The organism is Kitasatospora sp. NPDC092039 (genome assembly GCF_044756065.1).
GTDB lineage: Bacteria > Actinomycetota > Actinomycetes > Streptomycetales > Streptomycetaceae > Kitasatospora.
The window spans coordinates 130745-147114 of the sequence record NZ_JBIVSD010000019.1; the positions used below are offsets into that span (position 1 = coordinate 130745).

The 16370-nt window shown below is 74.2% G+C and carries 11 protein-coding genes and 3 pseudogenes; 6 read left to right on the plus strand and 8 right to left on the minus strand.

Annotated elements, in window-relative coordinates; genetic code table 11:
- Positions 1–64 precede the first annotated feature (64 nt).
- The gene (locus ACIQI7_RS30930) at positions 65–1177 is read right to left on the minus strand and encodes a HoxN/HupN/NixA family nickel/cobalt transporter (RefSeq protein ID WP_401116445.1); all 1113 of its coding nucleotides are present in this window, start codon (positions 1175–1177) and stop codon (positions 65–67) included.
- A gap of 246 nt (positions 1178–1423) precedes the next feature.
- Between ACIQI7_RS30930 and ACIQI7_RS30935 the strand changes: the two are divergent.
- Positions 1424–2371: pseudogene (locus ACIQI7_RS30935) on the plus strand (hydrolase); the annotation flags it as partial.
- Positions 2372–2609: 238 nt separating this feature from the next.
- The gene (locus tag ACIQI7_RS30940; protein WP_401116448.1) at positions 2610–4454 is read left to right on the plus strand and encodes a CocE/NonD family hydrolase; all 1845 of its coding nucleotides are present in this window, start codon (positions 2610–2612) and stop codon (positions 4452–4454) included.
- A gap of 137 nt (positions 4455–4591) precedes the next feature.
- Here ACIQI7_RS30940 and ACIQI7_RS30945 read toward each other — a convergent pair whose 3' ends face one another.
- Complete coding sequence (locus ACIQI7_RS30945; RefSeq protein ID WP_401116451.1) at positions 4592–5512, minus strand: aminoglycoside phosphotransferase family protein; 921 nt, start codon at positions 5510–5512, stop codon at positions 4592–4594.
- Positions 5513–5615: 103 nt separating this feature from the next.
- A complete protein-coding gene (locus ACIQI7_RS30950; RefSeq protein ID WP_401116454.1) occupies positions 5616–6347 on the minus strand; it encodes an SDR family NAD(P)-dependent oxidoreductase in 732 nt (243 codons plus the stop codon).
- A 68-nt stretch (positions 6348–6415) separates the two neighbouring features.
- Here ACIQI7_RS30950 and ACIQI7_RS30955 point away from each other — a divergent pair, with 68 nt between their 5' ends.
- The gene (locus tag ACIQI7_RS30955) at positions 6416–7315 is read left to right on the plus strand and encodes a LysR family transcriptional regulator (protein ID WP_401116457.1); all 900 of its coding nucleotides are present in this window, start codon (positions 6416–6418) and stop codon (positions 7313–7315) included.
- Here the strand turns inward: ACIQI7_RS30955 and ACIQI7_RS30960 are convergent.
- Positions 7291–8145, minus strand: a complete 855-nt coding sequence (locus tag ACIQI7_RS30960) for a helix-turn-helix transcriptional regulator (RefSeq protein ID WP_401116460.1) — start codon at positions 8143–8145, stop codon at positions 7291–7293. The two genes, ACIQI7_RS30955 and ACIQI7_RS30960, sit on opposite strands and share 25 nt — an antisense overlap.
- 103 nt (positions 8146–8248) lie before the next feature.
- Here ACIQI7_RS30960 and ACIQI7_RS30965 point away from each other — a divergent pair, with 103 nt between their 5' ends.
- Positions 8249–8992, plus strand: a complete 744-nt coding sequence (locus ACIQI7_RS30965; protein ID WP_401116463.1) for an SDR family NAD(P)-dependent oxidoreductase — start codon at positions 8249–8251, stop codon at positions 8990–8992.
- Here the strand turns inward: ACIQI7_RS30965 and ACIQI7_RS30970 are convergent.
- The 4 genes and pseudogenes from ACIQI7_RS30970 to ACIQI7_RS30985 all read right to left on the minus strand — a co-directional run bounded on the left by ACIQI7_RS30970 (position 8980) and on the right by ACIQI7_RS30985 (position 12530).
- Positions 8980–9645: an HAD family hydrolase gene (locus ACIQI7_RS30970; RefSeq protein ID WP_387758116.1), complete on the minus strand. Its 666-nt coding sequence runs from the start codon at positions 9643–9645 to the stop codon at positions 8980–8982. The genes ACIQI7_RS30965 and ACIQI7_RS30970 overlap by 13 nt on opposite strands.
- A 123-nt stretch (positions 9646–9768) precedes the next feature.
- Positions 9769–10497 (minus strand): annotated as a pseudogene (locus ACIQI7_RS30975) (putative Ig domain-containing protein); the annotation flags it as partial.
- A 204-nt stretch (positions 10498–10701) separates the two neighbouring features.
- Positions 10702–11451 (minus strand): annotated as a pseudogene (locus tag ACIQI7_RS30980) (trypsin-like peptidase domain-containing protein); the annotation flags it as partial.
- 113 nt (positions 11452–11564) lie between these two features.
- The gene (locus tag ACIQI7_RS30985; RefSeq protein WP_401116467.1) at positions 11565–12530 is read right to left on the minus strand and encodes a hypothetical protein; all 966 of its coding nucleotides are present in this window, start codon (positions 12528–12530) and stop codon (positions 11565–11567) included.
- Between the two features lie 247 nt (positions 12531–12777).
- Between ACIQI7_RS30985 and ACIQI7_RS30990 the strand changes: the two genes are divergently transcribed.
- On the plus strand, positions 12778–13899 hold the full coding sequence (locus ACIQI7_RS30990; protein WP_387758114.1) for an alpha/beta hydrolase: 1122 nt from the start codon (positions 12778–12780) through the stop codon (positions 13897–13899).
- 73 nt (positions 13900–13972) lie between these two features.
- A complete protein-coding gene (locus ACIQI7_RS30995; protein ID WP_401116471.1) occupies positions 13973–16360 on the plus strand; it encodes a glycosyltransferase family 39 protein in 2388 nt (795 codons plus the stop codon).
- Positions 16361–16370 lie beyond the last annotated feature (10 nt).

A 16370-nucleotide genomic window follows, 5' to 3' on the forward strand; every position in this document is an offset into this window, starting at 1 on the left:
GGCCCGACAGCCCCGAGGGCCGGTGACCAGACCCCGGTCACCGGCCCTCGGCTGCGCGGGCGCGCTAGTCGGACTCGCCGGAGGCGGTCGCGGAGGCGGTGGCCAGCCCGGCCGACCACTTCTCCTCGACGTTGCCGAACTTCCAGTAGGCGATCGCCGCGGCCCAGGTGAGCACGAACAGTCCGACGATGGCGTAGCCGACGAAGTTGAGGTCCAGCCCGCCGATCCAGGCGATCGGGCCGCTGGTGACGTCCAGCTTCTCGCCGAGCAGGCCGATCAGCTCGATCGAACCGATCACCAGCGCGACCAGCACCGACAGCCCGGTGACGGTCAGGTTGTAGTAGATCTTGCGGACCGGCTTGGAGAAGGCCCACTCGTACGCGAAGTTCATGAACGAGCCGTCGATGGTGTCCAGCAGGCTCATTCCGGCCGCGAACAGGATCGGCAGGGTGAGCAGCGCGTACCAGGGCAGCGAGAAGGCCGCCGCGCCGCCCGCCAGCACCAGCAGGGACACCTCGGTGGCGGTGTCGAAGCCCAGCCCGAACAGCAGGCCCACCGGGTACATGTGCCAGGGCTTGGTGACGGCCCTGGTGACCCGGCCGAGGATGCGGTTCATCAGCCCGCGCCGCTCCAGCTGGCGCTCCAGCTCCGCCTCGTCGTAGTCGCCGTGGCGCATCCGGCGGAAGACCTTGAGGATGCCGTTGAAGGCGCCCAGGTTGATCAGGCCGAGCAGCAGCAGGAAGGTGCCGGAGACGGCGACGCCGATCAGGCCGGTCAGCTCGTGCAGCGCCGAGTCGTCGGACTCCACCTGGCCGGCCAGCGAGCGGACGCCGAGGGCCAGCAGCGCGCAGAGGCCGAAGACGATCGAGGAGTGCCCGAGCGAGAACCAGAAGCCGACCGACAGCGGGCGCTTGCCCTGGCCCATCAGCTTGCGGGTGGTGTTGTCGATGGCGGCGATGTGGTCCGCGTCGAAGGCGTGCCGCATGCCGAGGGTGTAGGCGGTCAGGCCCATGCCCGCGCCGAACACCTGGCCGCCGACGTCGTAGTGCTCGGGCTCGACCAGCGCGATCAGGGTGAACCAGCCGATGACGTGCAGCGCGAGGATGAAGCCGCCCATTCCGGCCAGGCGGATCCACTCCTCACGGCTGAGCCGGTCGCGCCAACGGGGGGCGGTCATCATCGTGTCCTTTCGTTCGGGCGGTCGGAGCTGGGCCATCTTTCCGCCTCGATGCACGCAGTTGCAAGTCATGCGCAATTACGGATTCGCCTCCCCCCGCCGCCACCCCCTCCCGGAGATCGTCACGACCCGTACAAGGCTTCGTAACCTTCCAGGGCTTTCACCACGGGCTCTACGCGCGGATACTTCCGTTCTACGCGCGAAAACTGAGCGCCGAACCCTCAACTCCCCACGGAGGAACGGCCCATGACGATCCGTATCCGAACCGCCGCGGCCCTGGCCGGCGCGGCGCTGCTCGCGGCCGGTCTCACCGCCCCCGCCACCGCCGCCCCCACCGCCACCGCCACCACGGCCGCCGCGGTCAGCGCCACCCCGCACCGGGTGCTGTTCGACAACAGCAAGGCCGAGACCGCGGGCAACGCCGACTGGATCATCAGCACCAGCCAGCCCGACCCGCTGGCCCAGAACGCCGCCCCCACCACCGAGAAGAGCTGGACCGGCGCCCTGTCCGCCTGGGGCGTCGCCCTCCAGAAGACCGGCCAGTACAGCCTGAAGAGCCTCCCGGCCGGCTCCACCATCAGCTACGGCACCGGTGCCGCGCTGGACCTCGCCAACTTCGACACCTTCGTGATCCCGGAACCCAACATCCGGTTCAGCGCGAGCGAGAAGACCGCGATCATGAGGTTCGTGCAGAACGGCGGCGGGCTGTTCCTGATCTCCGACCACCTCAACAGCGACCGCAACAACGACGGCTGGGACTCCCCGAAGATCATCAACGACTTGCTGACCAGCAACGGGGTGAACAACAACGACCCCTTCGGCTTCTCGGTCGACCTGCTCAACATCTCCACCGACAACCCGCGCGCGACCAGCGACGCCGCCGACCCCGTGCTGCACGGCACCTTCGGCACCGTCACCGGCTCGATCCTGCGCAGCGGCACCACCTTCACCCTCAAGCCCGCCGACAACCCGACGGTCAAGGGCCTGGTCTACCGGACCGGCTACAGCGGCAACACCGGCGCGTTCTTCGTCACCAGCACCTTCGGCTCCGGCCGGGTCGCGATCTGGGGCGACAGCTCCCCGGCCGACGACGGCACCGGCCAGTCCGGCAACACCCTCTTCAACGGCTGGGACGACCCGGCGGGCACCAACGCCGCGCTCGCCCTCAACGCCACCGCCTGGCTGAGCAAGGCCTGAGCCCGACCGGCCGCGCCCCGCCGCGCGCCCCTCACCGCCCGCCGCTCGACGGGAGGGGCGCGCCCGGCGGGGAGCCTCCCGCCCCGGAGCCGCCCGCCGGGGCGGCCCTCGGCGGGGAGCCGCCCCGGCGGGAGCCCCCGGCGGGGCCTCCGTTCACCAGGCCCCCTCATCAGGAAAAGGTCCGCTCCCTCCCCTACTGTCGGATTACCGACGCCCGGGACCGATGGGAGCGGCCATGCCGTCCTACCCCTTCCACACCACCCGCGAGGACCTGCGCATCCCGCTGCCCGACGGGACGCGGCTGGCCGCCCGGCTGTGGCGGCCGGTCGGCGACGAGCCCGGCCCCGCGGTGCTGGAGTACTCCGGCGGCCGCCTCACCGACCGGACCGCCGCCGAGGACGCCCGCCGCCACCCCTGGTTCGCGGGCCACGGCTACGCCGCCGTCCGGGTCGACACCCGCGGGCACGGCAACTCCGAGGGCGTCCCCGGCGAACCCGGCGGCGACCAGGAGCTGGCCGACGGCGCCGCCGTGGTCGACTGGCTCGCCCACCGCCCCTGGTGCAACGGCCGGCTCGGCCTGCTCGGCGTCGGCGCGGCCGGCACCACCGCCCTGCGGCTCGCCGCCCGGACCCCCGACACCGTCGGCGCCGTGGTCACCGCCTGCCCCGAGGGCGGCCACCGGCTCGGCGGGGCCGTGCTCGCCGCCGACCTGCACACCCGGCTCACCGCCCTGGTCGCCGACGCCGCCCTGCCGCCGGACCCGCGGCACGTCGGCGACGCCTGGCGGGCCGGCTGGCTGGCCCGGCTGGAGTCGCTGCGGCCGCCCGTCGAGGACTGGCTCGCGGCCGGCGAGAGCACCGTCCCGGTGTCCGTGCCCGCCCTCGCGGTGGCCGGCTGGGGCGACCCGTCCTGTTCCTTCGTGCTGCGGCTGCTCGCCGAGTCCCCCACCGCGCGCGCCCTGATCGGCCCCTGGCCGCACGGCCTGCCCGAGGACGCCCTGCCCGACGCCCTGCGCTGGTGGGACCACTGGCTGCGCGGCGCCGACACCGACGCCCTCAAGCAGCCCGCCCTGCGCAGCCGGCTCGGCGACCGCTGGACCGGCGACGAGGCCTGGCCCTCCCCCGACGTCCGGGAGATCCACTACGGCCTGGACGGGCCGCTGCGCGCCGCCGGCACCGCCTCCGACGAGCGGTACGTCCGGGTCCGCTCCCCCCAGCACACCGGCCTCAACGCCGGCGCGTACGTACCGCACGGCCGCCCCGCCGACCTGCCGCCGGACCAGCGCGAGGAGGACGGCCGCTCGGTCTGCTTCGACTCCCAGCCGCTGCCCGAACCGGTCGAGTTGCTCGGCACCCCGACCGCACGGCTGCGGCTGCGCGAGGACGGGGCGCCCGTCCAGGTCGCGGTACGGCTGTGCGCGGTCGGCCCGGACGGCACCTCGGAGCTGGTCACCCGGGGCATCCTGGTCGCCGAGGGGCCCGACGCCGAGGTCGAGCTCGCGGCCTGCGCCCGGGCGGTCCCGGCCGGGCACCGGCTGCGGCTGGCGCTCTCCTCGGTCTACTGGCCCTGGGTGTGGCCCCCGGCGGAGGACACCGGGTACGGCGTCGACCCGTCCCGCTCCGTGCTGAGCCTGCCGGTGCGCCACCTCGCCGCCGACGTCGGCGTCCCGCCCCTCACCTTCGAGGCCCCGGCGCTGCCCGATCCGCTCGACGTCCACCTCACCGAGCCGCTCACCGCCCGGCCCGAGCACCTCACCGTGCACGACATCGGCCGCCACGAGTGGCGCACCGAGCTCTCCCCCGCCACCGACGGCACCCGCACCCACCCCGACGGCCTGGTCCGCGACGAACACACCGTCACCGCCTACCGGGTGCTCACCGGCGCCCCGCTCAGCGCCCAGGCCCGCACCGACCACACCGTCCGGCTGGAGCGGCCCGACATCGGCTGGGACGTGACCGTCCAGACCCGCACCCAACTGCGCTGCGACGCCGGGCACTTCATCAGCGTCGTCCAGCTGCGGGCACTGGAGGCGGGCTCCGTGGTGTTCGCCCGGGAGTGGCAGCACCGAGTGCCCCGGTAGCCGGACCGGGCACGGGCCGTTCGCGGTCTGACAACGCCCGTCCCAGGAGCACGGGGCCGGGGAGTGCGAGCACCTGCGCACCCCGCGGGCGGCCGCCGGGCTCGCCGCCTCCCCGGCTGGGAGCGGGACCTGTTCCCCTACGAGTGGCGGCTGCCGGCCGGGGAGGCGTGATCGGCCAGCACCTCGGCGACCACCCGGCGGGCGATGCCGGTCATCCTCCGGTCGCTGTCCCGGTAGTAGGCCACCTCCAGCAGGGCGATGGACAGGGCCCAGCCGCGGGCCCGGTCCCACGTCGCGTCGTCGGCGGCCACGGCCGTACGGAAGGCGGTGCGGGCGGCGGCGGGCAGGACGTACCAGGCGGGGATCAGGTCGACGGCCGGCTCCCCCAGGCCCGCGCAGCCGAAGTCGATGACGGCGCCCAGCCGGCCGTCCGGGTCCACCAGCAGGTTGCCGGGCTGGAGGTCGCCGTGGATCCAGACCGGCGGGCCGGCGGGTGCGGGGGCCCGCAGGGCGTGCTCCCAGGCGGCGGTCACGGCGGCGGCGTCGACCAGGTCGGGCACGGCCGCGACCGCCGTCCTGGTCGCGGCGTCGCGCTCGGCCAGCGACTCGCTGCGGTAGGCGGCGGGGGCGCCGGTCGGGTCGATCCGCCGGATGGCGGTCACGAAGGCCGCCAAGTCGCCTGCCAGCAGGAGCGGTTCGGTGATCCGTCCGGGGTCCGCGGTGGTGCCGTCGAGCCAGCGCAGCACCGACCAGGGCCAGGGGCAGCCGTCCACCGGTCCGCCCACGGCCAGCGGGACGGGCACCGGGACCGGCAGCCGCGGGGCCAGGCGCCGCAGCCAGCGGTCCTCCTTGGCGATCTCCTCGACCACCCCGGGGATCCGCGGGACGCGCACCACCAGCTCCGGCCCCAGCCGGTACATCGCGTTGCTGGTCCCGGCCGGCAGCACCGGCTCGACCGGCAGGCCGGCCCACTGCGGGAAGTGCTCGGCGACCATCCGGCCCACCAGCGCCTCGTCGATGTCCAGTTCGTCCGGGTGCAGCTTGCGGGAGGAGGCCATGGGGCCCGACCCTGCCACCGGACGGCCGGTCCCGGCAACCGCATTGGCGCCGGGCGCCCCGCCCTCGGGGCCCGCCTGGGCACCCTGGCCACCGGAGCTGCCGCTACCAGGGCACCACGTTCCCCTCGTGGTCCAGGAACCGCAGGCCGGGCCGGCCGCGGTGGCGCTCGATCGTCGCCACCACCCCGGGGACGCTCTGCTCCACGCTGAGTTCGGCGTCGGGCCCGCCGAGTTCGGTGCGCACCCAGCCCGGGTCCATCAGCAGCAGGGACCGCGCGCTGCCGGCCTGGCGGACGGCGTAGCAGCGCATCAGCTGGTTCAGCGCGGACTTGCTGGCCCGGTACAGGTCCTGCCCGCCCTCGGTGTTGAGGGAGACGCTCCCCTGGTCGGAGGACATCACGCCGATGGTCCCGGTCGGCGCGACCAGCGGGCCCAGGGACTCCACGACCCGCATCGGGCTGAGCGCGTTGGTCACCATGACCTCGGTGAACATCTCCGTCGGCACCTCGCCGATCGGCAGGTCGCCGCGGGTGACGGCGGCGTTGACGAAGAGCAGGTCCAGGGCGCGCCCGGCCAGCCGCTCGCGCAGGGCCGCGGTCTGCCCCGGGTCGGTCATCTCCAGGGACTCCACGGTCAGCCGTCCGCCGGCGGTCTCCGCGAGCTCGTGCAGGCCGGTGCGTTCGGCGCCCCGCACCGTGCCGATGACGTCCCAGCCGAGGCGGAGGTACTCGGCGGCGATCCCCAGGCCCAGGGTGCGCGAGGCGCCGATGACGAGGGCGGTCCCGGTGCGGTCGGCGGCGTCGGCGCGGCCGGTGCTGTCGGTGGTGTGGGTCATGGGTCGAGTCTCGGAGCACCGGGGCCGGGCGTCCAATGCCCTTCCGGACGCGTTGATACCGTGCGGGCATGGATCTGGACCTGCGCAAGCTCCGCTACTTCGTCGCGGTGGCCGAACACCGGCAGTTCGGCCGGGCGGCGCAGGAGCTGTTCATCACCCAGCCGGTGCTCAGCCGGCAGATCCGTTCGTTCGAGCGGGAGTTGGGCTGCCGGCTGTTCACCCGGACCACCCGCAGCGTCGAACTGACCGAAGCCGGAAGGCGGTTGTACGAGGAGGCGACGCTGATCGGCACGGTGGTCGGCACCGCCCTGCGCCGCGTCCAGGAGGCCGCGCGCGGCGAGCAGCGGCTGGTGGTCGCCTTCTCCCCCGGCCTGCACGTCTCGGAGGCGATCCGGGCGTTCACCGCGCGCCACCCGCAGGTCGCGGTGGACGTCCTGCCGCTGCGCTGGTGGGAGCAGGACGCCCCGCTGCGCGACGGCCGCGCGCACCTCGGGCTGCTGCGCCGGCCGTTCGACGACACCGGGCTGCACACCGTCCCGGTCGGGCAGGAGACCAAGGTGGCCTGCCTGCCCGTCACCCACCCGCTGGCCGGCCGCACCGCCCTCACCACGGCCGACCTCGACGGCGAGCCGGTCCTCGACGCCCGGACGCGGCGGACCTCCTCGCTGGACGAGAAGTTCGAGCTGATCGCCTCCGGGCAGGGCATCGCGCTGGTCCCGGTGAGCGTCGCGGGCTCGTACTCCCGCCCCGGCCTGGTCTACCTGCCGGTCACCGACTCGCCGCCGGTCGGGATCTGCCTGGCGGTGCCGGAGGGCGACCGCCCGGGCCCGGTGGCGGCCTTCCTGGACATCGCCACCGCCACCCTGCGCCCGCCGCCCGGCGGGGCGCCCGCCGCGGACGGCCCCACGCCCGCCGCCGTGCCCGTCCGGGCCGGCACCGCCACTCAGCCCCGGACCGCGAGGTCCTGACCGCCCACCACCTTCAGCAGCCGCAGCGCCGAGTGCGAGGGCGTACCGGGAGCCGCGGTGTAGAAGATCGTCCACTGGTCCCGGTGCGGGTCGTGCAGCGCCTCGCAGTCGAGGTCGAGCGGGCCGACCACGGGGTGGATGATCCGCTTCCTCGTCGAACGGCGGACCTCGACGTCCTGCCGCTCCCACAGCTCCCGGAACTCGGCGCTGTGCGCGAGCAGCCGGTCGACCAGGGCGCGCAGCCCGCCGTCGGCGGGGTAGCGGGCGGTGGCGGAGCGCAGGTCGGCGACCGCCCCGCAGGCGAAGGCCGCGGCGCCTTCGGGATCGTGCAGGGCGCGGGCCACCGGGTCGGTGAAGAACCGCCAGACCAGGTTGCGGTCGGCCGGCGGCAGGGCGGAGAAGTCGCCGAGCAGTGCGGCCGCCATGGCGTTCCAGGCGAGCACCTCGCGGATGGCGCTGCAGACCATGGCCGGGGTGTCGTCCAGGCGGTCGAGCAGGTGCAGGATGCCGGGCCGCACGTCCCGGACCGGTCCGGGCGGCGGCAGCGGCGACTCGCCCACCAGGTGGTGCAGGTGGGCGCGCTCGTCGTCGGACAGCCGCAGCGCCCGGCCGATCGCCCCGATCATCTGCCGGGACGGCCGCGGCCCCCGGCCCTGTTCGAGGCGGATGTAGTACTCCACCGACATGCCCGCGAGCTGCGCGACCTCCTGGCGGCGCAGGCCGGGAGTGCGCCGCCGCCCGCCGGCCGGCAGGCCGACGTCGGCCGGCTGGACGCGGGCGCGCCGGCGCCGCAGGAAGGCGGCCAGCTCCGCCCGGTCGACGTGTTCCACGCCGCCAGTCTGCCCCGACACCGGCCCCCGCCACCATGGGACCGCCGGTACCACCCTCGACAGGGCTCTCCCGGCCCCCGCCGCACCCGGCCAGGGTGGGGCCATGACCACTTCAGCGCAGCACCGCATCGCCCTGATCACCGGCGCCAACAAGGGCATCGGCTTCGCCACCGCCGGGGAACTCGCCCGAGCCGGGCACACCGTGCTGATCGGCGCCCGCGACCCGGAGCGCGGCACGGCGGCCGCCGCCGCACTCACCGCCCGGGGCCTGGACGCCCGCTTCGTCCGCCTGGACGTGACCGACCCGGCGACCGCCGCCGCCGCGGCCGGGCTGATCGACGCCGAGTACGGCCGGCTGGACACGCTGGTCAACAACGCGGGCGTGGCCCGGGACTGGCAGCGGGCGCCGGAGGAGCTGCCCGTCGAGGCCGTGCGCGAGACGTACGAGACCAACGTGTTCGGCGTCGTCACCGTCACCAACGCGATGCTGCCGCTGCTGCGCAGGTCGCCGGCCGGGCTGATCGGCAACGTCTCCAGCCGCCTCGGCAGCTTCTCCTTCCTGGGCGACCCGCAGAACCCGATGTGGGAGCACGCGGCGCTGCTCGCCTACAACTCCTCCAAGGCCGCGCTCAACGCCGTCACCCTGGTGTACGCCCGGGCGCTGCGCGACTCCGGCATCAAGGTCAGCGTGCTGGAGCCGGGCTACTGCGCGACCGACCTCAACGAGCACAGCGGTCCCGCCAGTGCCGAGGAGGGCGGCCGCCGCATCGCCCGGCAGCTCGGCGAGGCGGCGGCCGGGGCGAGCGGGTCGTTCTTCCACCCGGAGGGCGGCACCTACCCCTGGTGAACCGCACCGGCGGCGATCAGCCCGGGCAGGGCCCGCATGTCGTCGAAGACCACCGTGCCCGGCCCGGCCAGCCGCTCCGCCGCCGTGACGCCGCCCGCGTAGCCGAGCGCGCGCATCCCGGCGGCGCGGGCGGCCTCGACGCCGGGCCGGCTGTCCTCGACGACCACGCAGGCGGCCGGGTCGACGCCCATCGAGCGCGCGGCGTGCAGGAAGAGGTCGGGTGCGGGCTTGCCGCGCTCGACCTCGGTGGCGCTGAAGATCCGCCCGGCGAAGCGGTCGTACAGGCCGGTCCGGCCCAGGGTGTGGCGCATCTTCTCGTGCGTGCCGCTGGAGGCCACGCAGGTGGGCAGGGTGATCGCCGCCAGCGCCTCCGGCAGGCCGTTCACGGGGGTCAGCCCGGCGTCGACCTCCTCGGCGTGCAGCTCGACGAAGCGCTTGCTCCACACCGCCGCCGTGTCCCCGCCCAGCCGCTCGGCGACCGTCGCCCGGTTCACCGCCTCGGACCGCCCGACGAACCGCTCGATCGCCTCCGCGGCGGTCAACGGCCAGCCGTACTCCTCCCCCAGCCGCACCAGCACCCGGACGGCGATCACCTCGCTGTCCACCAGGACGCCGTCGCAGTCGAATATCACCAGCTCAATCGGCTTGATCATCCGCCCAGCATAGGGCGGCCCCGGCCCGTTCCGCCGACTTCCGGGCGGTGTACGGGAGTCGGCGGCGGACCGACGGAAAAGGCCCGGCGGCTGCGGCCGCCGGGCCTTCGGGACGCTACCGGTTCAGCTGGTCTGGACGGCGGTGTCGTCGATCACGAAGCTGGTCTGGAGCGAGGCGTCCTCGGTCCCGGCGAACTTCACGGTGACCGTCTGGCCCGCGTAGGCCGACAGGTCGAAGGTGCGCTGCTGGTAGCCGGCCGCGGCGTCCGCGTTGGAGTAGGTCTTCAGCGCGGTGCCGTTCACCGTCACGGTCAGCTTGTCGTACGCGGTGCTGCCCGACTCGGCGGTGTCGATGTGCAGCCAGAAGCTCAGCGTCGCCTTGCAGCCCGCCGGGATGCTCACGGTCTGCGACAGCGAGTCCGAGTGGGTGGAGCCGTAGCCGTTCAGCCACGCCTTCCAGGAACCGCCGTGGGCCGCCTGCGAGGAGCTGTTGTCCACCACGCCGCTCGACGCCGTCCACGGGGTCGCCGTGCCCGACTCGAAGCCCGCGTTGCCCAGCAGCTGGGCCGGCGTGCAGCCGCCGCCACCGCCGCCGGTCACCGCCCAGGTGAAGGAGGTGGAGGCCGACTTGCCCGCGGCGTCCGTCACGGTGACGGTCACGGTGGCGCTGCCCGCGGTGGAGGCGGTGCCGGTGATCACGCCGGTGGAGGAGCTGATCGACAGGCCGGCGGGCAGGCCGGTCGCGGCGTAGGACAGCGGGGCGGTGCCGCCGGAGGCGTTGATCTGGAGGTTGACCGCGCCGCCGACGGCGGTGGACTGGTTGCCCGGGTTGGTCACCGAGACGGCGCCGCTGCCGGCCGGCTTGGTGAGCAGGCAGCCGGAGACGTTGAGGTCGATGACCCGGCTGGAGTTCAGGCAGGTGGTGAACCAGTAGGTCTGCTCGCCGTAGCTCTGGCCCTTGTAGGCCTTGGTGGTGCCGTCGGCGGCCACCTCGCACGGGTTGTTGAGGGTGCACATGGCGCCGTCGTCGTTGCCGGTGTTGTTGATGCCGATGATCCGCCCGCTGGCGGAGTCGACGATCGGCGAGCCGGAGGTGCCGTGCGTGGTGTTGCAGCCGGAGCTGTAGCGCAGCGAGTCGTGCCAGGTCCACTCGTCCTCGCGCAGCGTCGGCACGAAGCCGTTGACCGAGCAGTTCCAGACCTGCTTCCAGTACGACGAGGGTATGTACATCGACGCGCCGTCGGCCGGGTGGGTGTCGCTGATGGTCAGCGCGGCGGCGCCGTACTTGGAGCTGATCGACCCGTAGGTGTCGGTGAGTTGGTAGAGCGCGACGTCGGTGCCGGTCATGGTCGCGTAGAGCAGCTTGTCGGCCTGGACGGTGCCCAGGCTGCCGCCGGAGGCGTTGAGCAGGGTGCCGCTGCGGCTGGCCGTGGTGTTCTGGATGACCTGCCCGGCCGCGGGCATGGTCGGCAGGCAGTGTCCGTTGGTGAGCATCATCGCCCGGTCGCCGGCCACCGAGGTGGGGTAACGGACCAGCGAGGCCGAGCAGTTGCTCAGGGCGATGGTGGACGTCAGGTCGGCCGCCTGGACGGCCTGCGCGGGGGCGGCCGCGAAGGCCAGGCCGCCCGCGACGACGGCACTCGTACCGGCCACCGCGACAAGTCTCTTGAACATGGCTCTCCTTGTGGGGGATCGCGGGGTGTACGACTGGTCGCCGACGCCCACGCCGCACGAAAGTGCCATGGTCACTTCAAAGCGGTCAACCACTCTGACCGAACTCGCACTGTCCGGGACGGGGCGTGCCATCCGACGGCAACGACCCGTCCCGGTATGCCCGTTACGGGCCGGTGCCGGGGAGGGGACGGGAATCCAGCCACAGCGACGGCTGCGGCTGCGGCTGCGGCTGGCAACGGCTGCGGCTACGGCTGCGGGAAGGCGTTCGGGTCCACGTCGCTGGTCTTGGCGTTGCCGTCGGCCACCGGCTGGAGGGTGATCTCCCAGGAGGTCGCGGTCCGCCCGGTCTCGAACGGGAAGGTGTCCTCGAACTTGGTGAAGTGGCAGTTCTGGGTGAAGGCCTTGGCGTCGGAGTCCCAGTCCGCGCCCCCGGAGACGAAGACCTCGTACGTCCCGTCCTCCACGCCCTCGACGTCGGCGTTCTGGCCCTTGCCCACGAACACCGAGTGCACGGCCTTGCCGTTCAGCGCGAGCGAGACCACCGCGTCCGTCCGGCCGCCGTTCTCGACCTTGAACACGCCCTCGCCGCGCAGCTTCCCCTTGCGGACCATGGTGCCGTTGTCCAGCGAGCGGGACTGCTGCTGGGGCAGCGGCGGGACGGCGAAGGTGGTCTGGTAGCCGGCCGCGGTCATCTTGGTGAGCGCCGCCGACACCGCCGCCAGGCCCTGGGAGCTGCCCAGTTCGGCCTCGGCCGAGCTCAGCGCGCAGACCTTGTGGGACGTGATGTCACTGCGGACCTTGCCCGCGTCGGTGGCGAGCGAGGACATCGCCGCCACCAGCTCGGTCTGCGCCGCCGTGACCGCGGGCGGCTCGTCCGCCCTGCCCAGCGACTTGGCGGCGCCCTGGGCGCTGGTGGCGATGCCGCCGAGCACGGTGTCGAGGTCGGCCACGCTCTTGGCGCCGGCCACCTGGGCGAGCGCGGTGGTGACCGGGTCGACGCTCGCACTGAGCACCGGGCCGTACGGCACCCGGGTGGGCGTCGGCGTCGGCTTCGCGGTCGGCTTCGCGGCGGCCGACGAACCCGCCGAACCCGCCGGCCCCGACCCCGCCGAACCGCCGCCCCCGCCACCGGAACAGGCCGCCAGCACCAGCGCCGCGCCCACGGCCACGCCGGCCTTCCCCACGAACCGCTCGGACCTCACGAACCTCATGCCCCACCCCCGGGAACCCGCCCTGCGCGCACACCGCGCAGCCGCACGGGCACACATGGTCCCGAGCCCGCACCACACCGTCAACCCGATTCCCGGCCGTCGCACCGTCGGGTTACGGCTCGGGGGCGGTGTCCGCGGTCGGCCGGGTGGCCTCCGTGCCGTCCAGGCCGACCCCACCGAGGCGACCAGCGGATCATCGGAAGGGCCCGTCCAGGAGGCTCCCAGGTGGTCAACTACGATCGGGCCCGTGCTCAGTCTCACCGGACTCCCGCTCCAGATCATCGCCTCGGTCCTCGCGATCGCCGTCTTCGCCGCCACCATGTGGCTCTGGCCGCGGTTCGGCGGGAGGGGCTGGAAGGCCTGGCTGGGCCGGATCGGCGCGTTCCTGGCGACCCAGGTGTCGGTGCTCGCCGCGATGGGCCTGATCGCCAACAGCTACTTCGGCTTCTACAGCTCCTGGACCGACCTGCTCGGCACCAGCGGCGGCCTCGGCACGGTGGTCGACCACCAGCCCAACGCCTCCGGGGTGGCCGTCACCGGGGAGGAGAAGTTCTACTCCTCCCAGGGCTCGGACCCGGAGCGCTCCGGCCTGATCCAGAAGGTCGACGTCAGGGGAGCCGGCAGCGGTCTGACCACCGAGGCGTACGTCTACCTGCCGCCGCAGTACTTCCAGCCGGACTACGCCAAGCAGCGCTTCCCGATGGCCCTGGTGCTCACCGGCTACCCGGGCACCCCGGAGAAGCTGATCTCGCTGATGCAGTACCCGGCGTCCACGCTGAGCGCGATCGAGCAGAAGAAGCTGCCGCCGACCGTCCTGGTGATGACCCGCCCCACCCTGGTCGGCGACCGGGACACCGAGTGCGTGGACGTGCCGAACGGCCCCCAGGTGGAGACCTTCTTCACCTCCGACCTGCCCAAGGCCCTCGCCACCACCTACCGGATCGGCACCGACCCGGCCAACCGGGCGGTGATCGGCAACTCCACCGGCGGCTACTGCGCGCTCAAGTTCGCGCTGCGCAAGCCCGACTCCTACCGCGCGGCCGTCGCGCTCTCCGGCTACTACAGCGCCGCCCACGACCCGACCACCGGCGACCTGTTCGGCGGCAGCGCCCAGCTGAAGCAGGAGAACGACCTGCTGTGGCGGCTGAAGAACCAGCCCCCGGCCCCGGTCTCGCTGCTGCTGACCACCGCGTACGACGAGAACAACTACGACGAGACCAAGGCCATGGTCGCCGCCTTCAAGGCCCCCACCAAGATGTCCACCATCACCCTGGACACCGCCGGCCACAACTTCCACACCTGGACCCGGGAGATCCCCCCGGCCCTGGAGTGGCTGGGCCGGCAGATCACCATGCCGCCGTCCGCGTGACGTCCGGCAGATCACACCCGCCTCACAGGTCCGTCTCACCGTTCTCTCAGTAGCGCCACCGACCGTATGGCGCATGACCACGAGCAGCTACTCCCCTCCGGCCGGCGAACCGTGGCCCGAGGCCGCGAACCACCCGCCGCCGGAGGTGCCGCGGCCGGCCCCGGCCCGACCGGACCCGGCACCGCTCTTCCCCGAGCAGCCCCCGCCGCCCGCCGGCCCCGGGGGCCCGGCCTCCTGGTCCGGCCGGCTGCGCACCCTCCCGGCCCGCGCCTGGCGAGGTCGCGCGGACGACCCGCGCTGGGTGCGCCCGGCCCTGCTGGCGCTGCTGGCCGCGACCACCCTCCTCTACCTGTGGGGCCTGAGCGCCTCCGGCTGGGCCAACTCCTTCTACTCGGCCGCCGTCCAGGCCGGCTCCCAGAACTGGAAGGCCTTCTTCTTCGGCTCCTCGGACGCCGCGAACTTCATCACCGTCGACAAACCCCCGGCCGCGCTGTGGCCGATGGCGCTCTCGGCGCGGGTCTTCGGCCTCTCCTCCTGGTCGGTGCTGGTCCCGGAGGTGCTGATGGGCACGGCCACCGTCGGCGTGCTGTACGCGACGGTGCGCCGCCGGTTCTCCCCGCTCGGCGGCCTGCTGGCGGGCGCCGCGCTGGCGCTCACCCCGGTCGCGGCGCTGATGTTCCGCTTCAACAACCCGGACGCGCTGCTGGTGCTGCTGCTCACACTGGCCGCGTACGGACTGGTGCGGGCGGTCGAGGCGGCGGGCACCCGGTGGCTGGTGTTCACCGGGGTGATGTTCGGCCTCGCCTTCCTCACCAAGACCCTGCAGGCCTTCCTGGTGCTGCCCGCCTTCGCGGTGGTCTACCTGGCCGTCGCGCCCACCGACCGGTGGCGGCGGGTGCGGCAGCTGCTGCTCGCGGGCGCGGCCATGGTGCTGGCCGGTGGCTGGTGGGTGGCGGTCGTCGAGCTGCTGCCCCCCTCGGCCCGCCCGTACGTCGGCGGCTCGCAGGACGACAGCTTCCTCTCGCTCACCTTCGGCTACAACGGCCTCGGCCGGATCAACGGCGACGAGACCGGCAGCGTGGGCGGCGGCGGCCGGATGCCGACCGGGCTCGACCTGCCGAACGGCGCGATGCCCGGCGGCGGGCGCGGCTGGGGCGAGACCGGACTGACCCGGATGTTCGGCACCGACATCGGCGGGCAGATCGCCTGGCTGCTGCCGGCCGCGCTGATCCTGCTGCTGGTCGGCCTCTGGGCGACCCGCCGCCACACCCGCACCGACACCGCCCGCGCGGCGTTCCTGCTCTGGGGCGGCTGGCTGCTCTCCACCGCGCTGGTCTTCAGCTTCATGTCCGGGATCTTCCACCAGTACTACACGGTGGCGCTGGCCCCGGCCGTCGCGGCGCTGGTCGGCATGGGCGTGGACGGGCTGTGGCGGGCCCGGCACCGGCTGCCGTGGGCCCTGGCGCTGGCCGGGACGCTCGCGGTGACGGCGGTGTGGGCGTTCGTGCTGCTCGGCCGCAGCCCGGACTTCCTGCCGTGGCTGCGCTGGGCGGTGCTGGTCGGCGGGCTGGTGGCGGCGGCCGCGCTGGCCGCCGGGCCGTCGGTCGCCGGGCCGTCCGCCAGCGGGCCGTCCGCCAGCGGGCCTTCGGACGGCGGGCCCTCCACCACCGGCTCTGCCGGGGCCGCGGCCGGGCGGCTCTCCGGCCGGGCCGGCGCGCGGATCGCCTCGGTGGCGGGCCTGCTGGGCCTGGCGGCGGCGCTCGGCGGCCCGGCGGCGTACGCGGTGGACACCGTGAACACCCCGCACACCGGCTCGATCGTGACCGCCGGGCCGGGCGTGGCGGGCGCGTTCGGGCCGGGCGGCGCGGGGCGCAGGGGCGGCAACGGCGCCAAGGGCTTCCCGGGCGGCGGCGACGGCAACGGCAACGGCCGCTGGTTCGGCCCGGGCGGCCAGGGCGGTCCGGCGGGCCAGGGCGGCCGGGACGGCCGGCAGGGCTTCCCGGGCGGCGGCACGGCCGACGGTTCCGGCGGCGGGACGGCCGGCGGCCCGCCCCCCGGTGGCATGGGCGGTCTGCTCGACGGCCCCAAGGTGACCGACGAGGTCGCCGCCCTGCTCAAGGAGAACGCCGACCGCTACACCTGGGCGGCCGCCGCGATCGGCTCCCAGACCGCCGCCGGCTACCAACTCGCCACCGGCGAACCGGTGATGGCCCTCGGCGGCTTCAACGGCACCGACCCCTCACTGACCCTGGCCGGCTTCCAGAAGTACGTCCAGGAGGGCAAGGTGCACTGGTTCATCGGCGCGGGCGGCTCCCGGCGCGGCTTCGGCGGCAGCGCGGGCGGCAGCGCGGCCGGGCAGCAGAACGAGTCCGCGCAGATCGAGTCCTGGGTGACCGCCCACTTCACCGCGAGGACCGTCGGCTCGACCCCGTTCTACGACCTGACCGCCCCCGCCTCCTGAGCCCGAACCC

What these genes read in the sequence shown, in the direction of transcription:
- ACIQI7_RS30955 (WP_401116457.1), top strand. Translation starts at nt 6,416, where the DNA reads ATGGATCTGGACCTGCGCAAGCTCCGCTACTTCGTCGCGGTGGCCGAA.
- ACIQI7_RS30985 (WP_401116467.1), bottom strand. Translation starts at nt 12,530, where the DNA reads ATGAGGTTCGTGAGGTCCGAGCGGTTCGTGGGGAAGGCCGGCGTGGCC.
- ACIQI7_RS30945 (WP_401116451.1), bottom strand. Translation starts at nt 5,512, where the DNA reads ATGGCCTCCTCCCGCAAGCTGCACCCGGACGAACTGGACATCGACGAG.
- ACIQI7_RS30940 (WP_401116448.1), top strand. Translation starts at nt 2,610, where the DNA reads ATGCCGTCCTACCCCTTCCACACCACCCGCGAGGACCTGCGCATCCCG.
- ACIQI7_RS30970 (WP_387758116.1), bottom strand. Translation starts at nt 9,645, where the DNA reads ATGATCAAGCCGATTGAGCTGGTGATATTCGACTGCGACGGCGTCCTG.
- ACIQI7_RS30965 (WP_401116463.1), top strand. Translation starts at nt 8,249, where the DNA reads ATGACCACTTCAGCGCAGCACCGCATCGCCCTGATCACCGGCGCCAAC.
- ACIQI7_RS30930 (WP_401116445.1), bottom strand. Translation starts at nt 1,177, where the DNA reads ATGACCGCCCCCCGTTGGCGCGACCGGCTCAGCCGTGAGGAGTGGATC.
- ACIQI7_RS30995 (WP_401116471.1), top strand. Translation starts at nt 13,973, where the DNA reads ATGACCACGAGCAGCTACTCCCCTCCGGCCGGCGAACCGTGGCCCGAG.
- ACIQI7_RS30950 (WP_401116454.1), bottom strand. Translation starts at nt 6,347, where the DNA reads ATGACCCACACCACCGACAGCACCGGCCGCGCCGACGCCGCCGACCGC.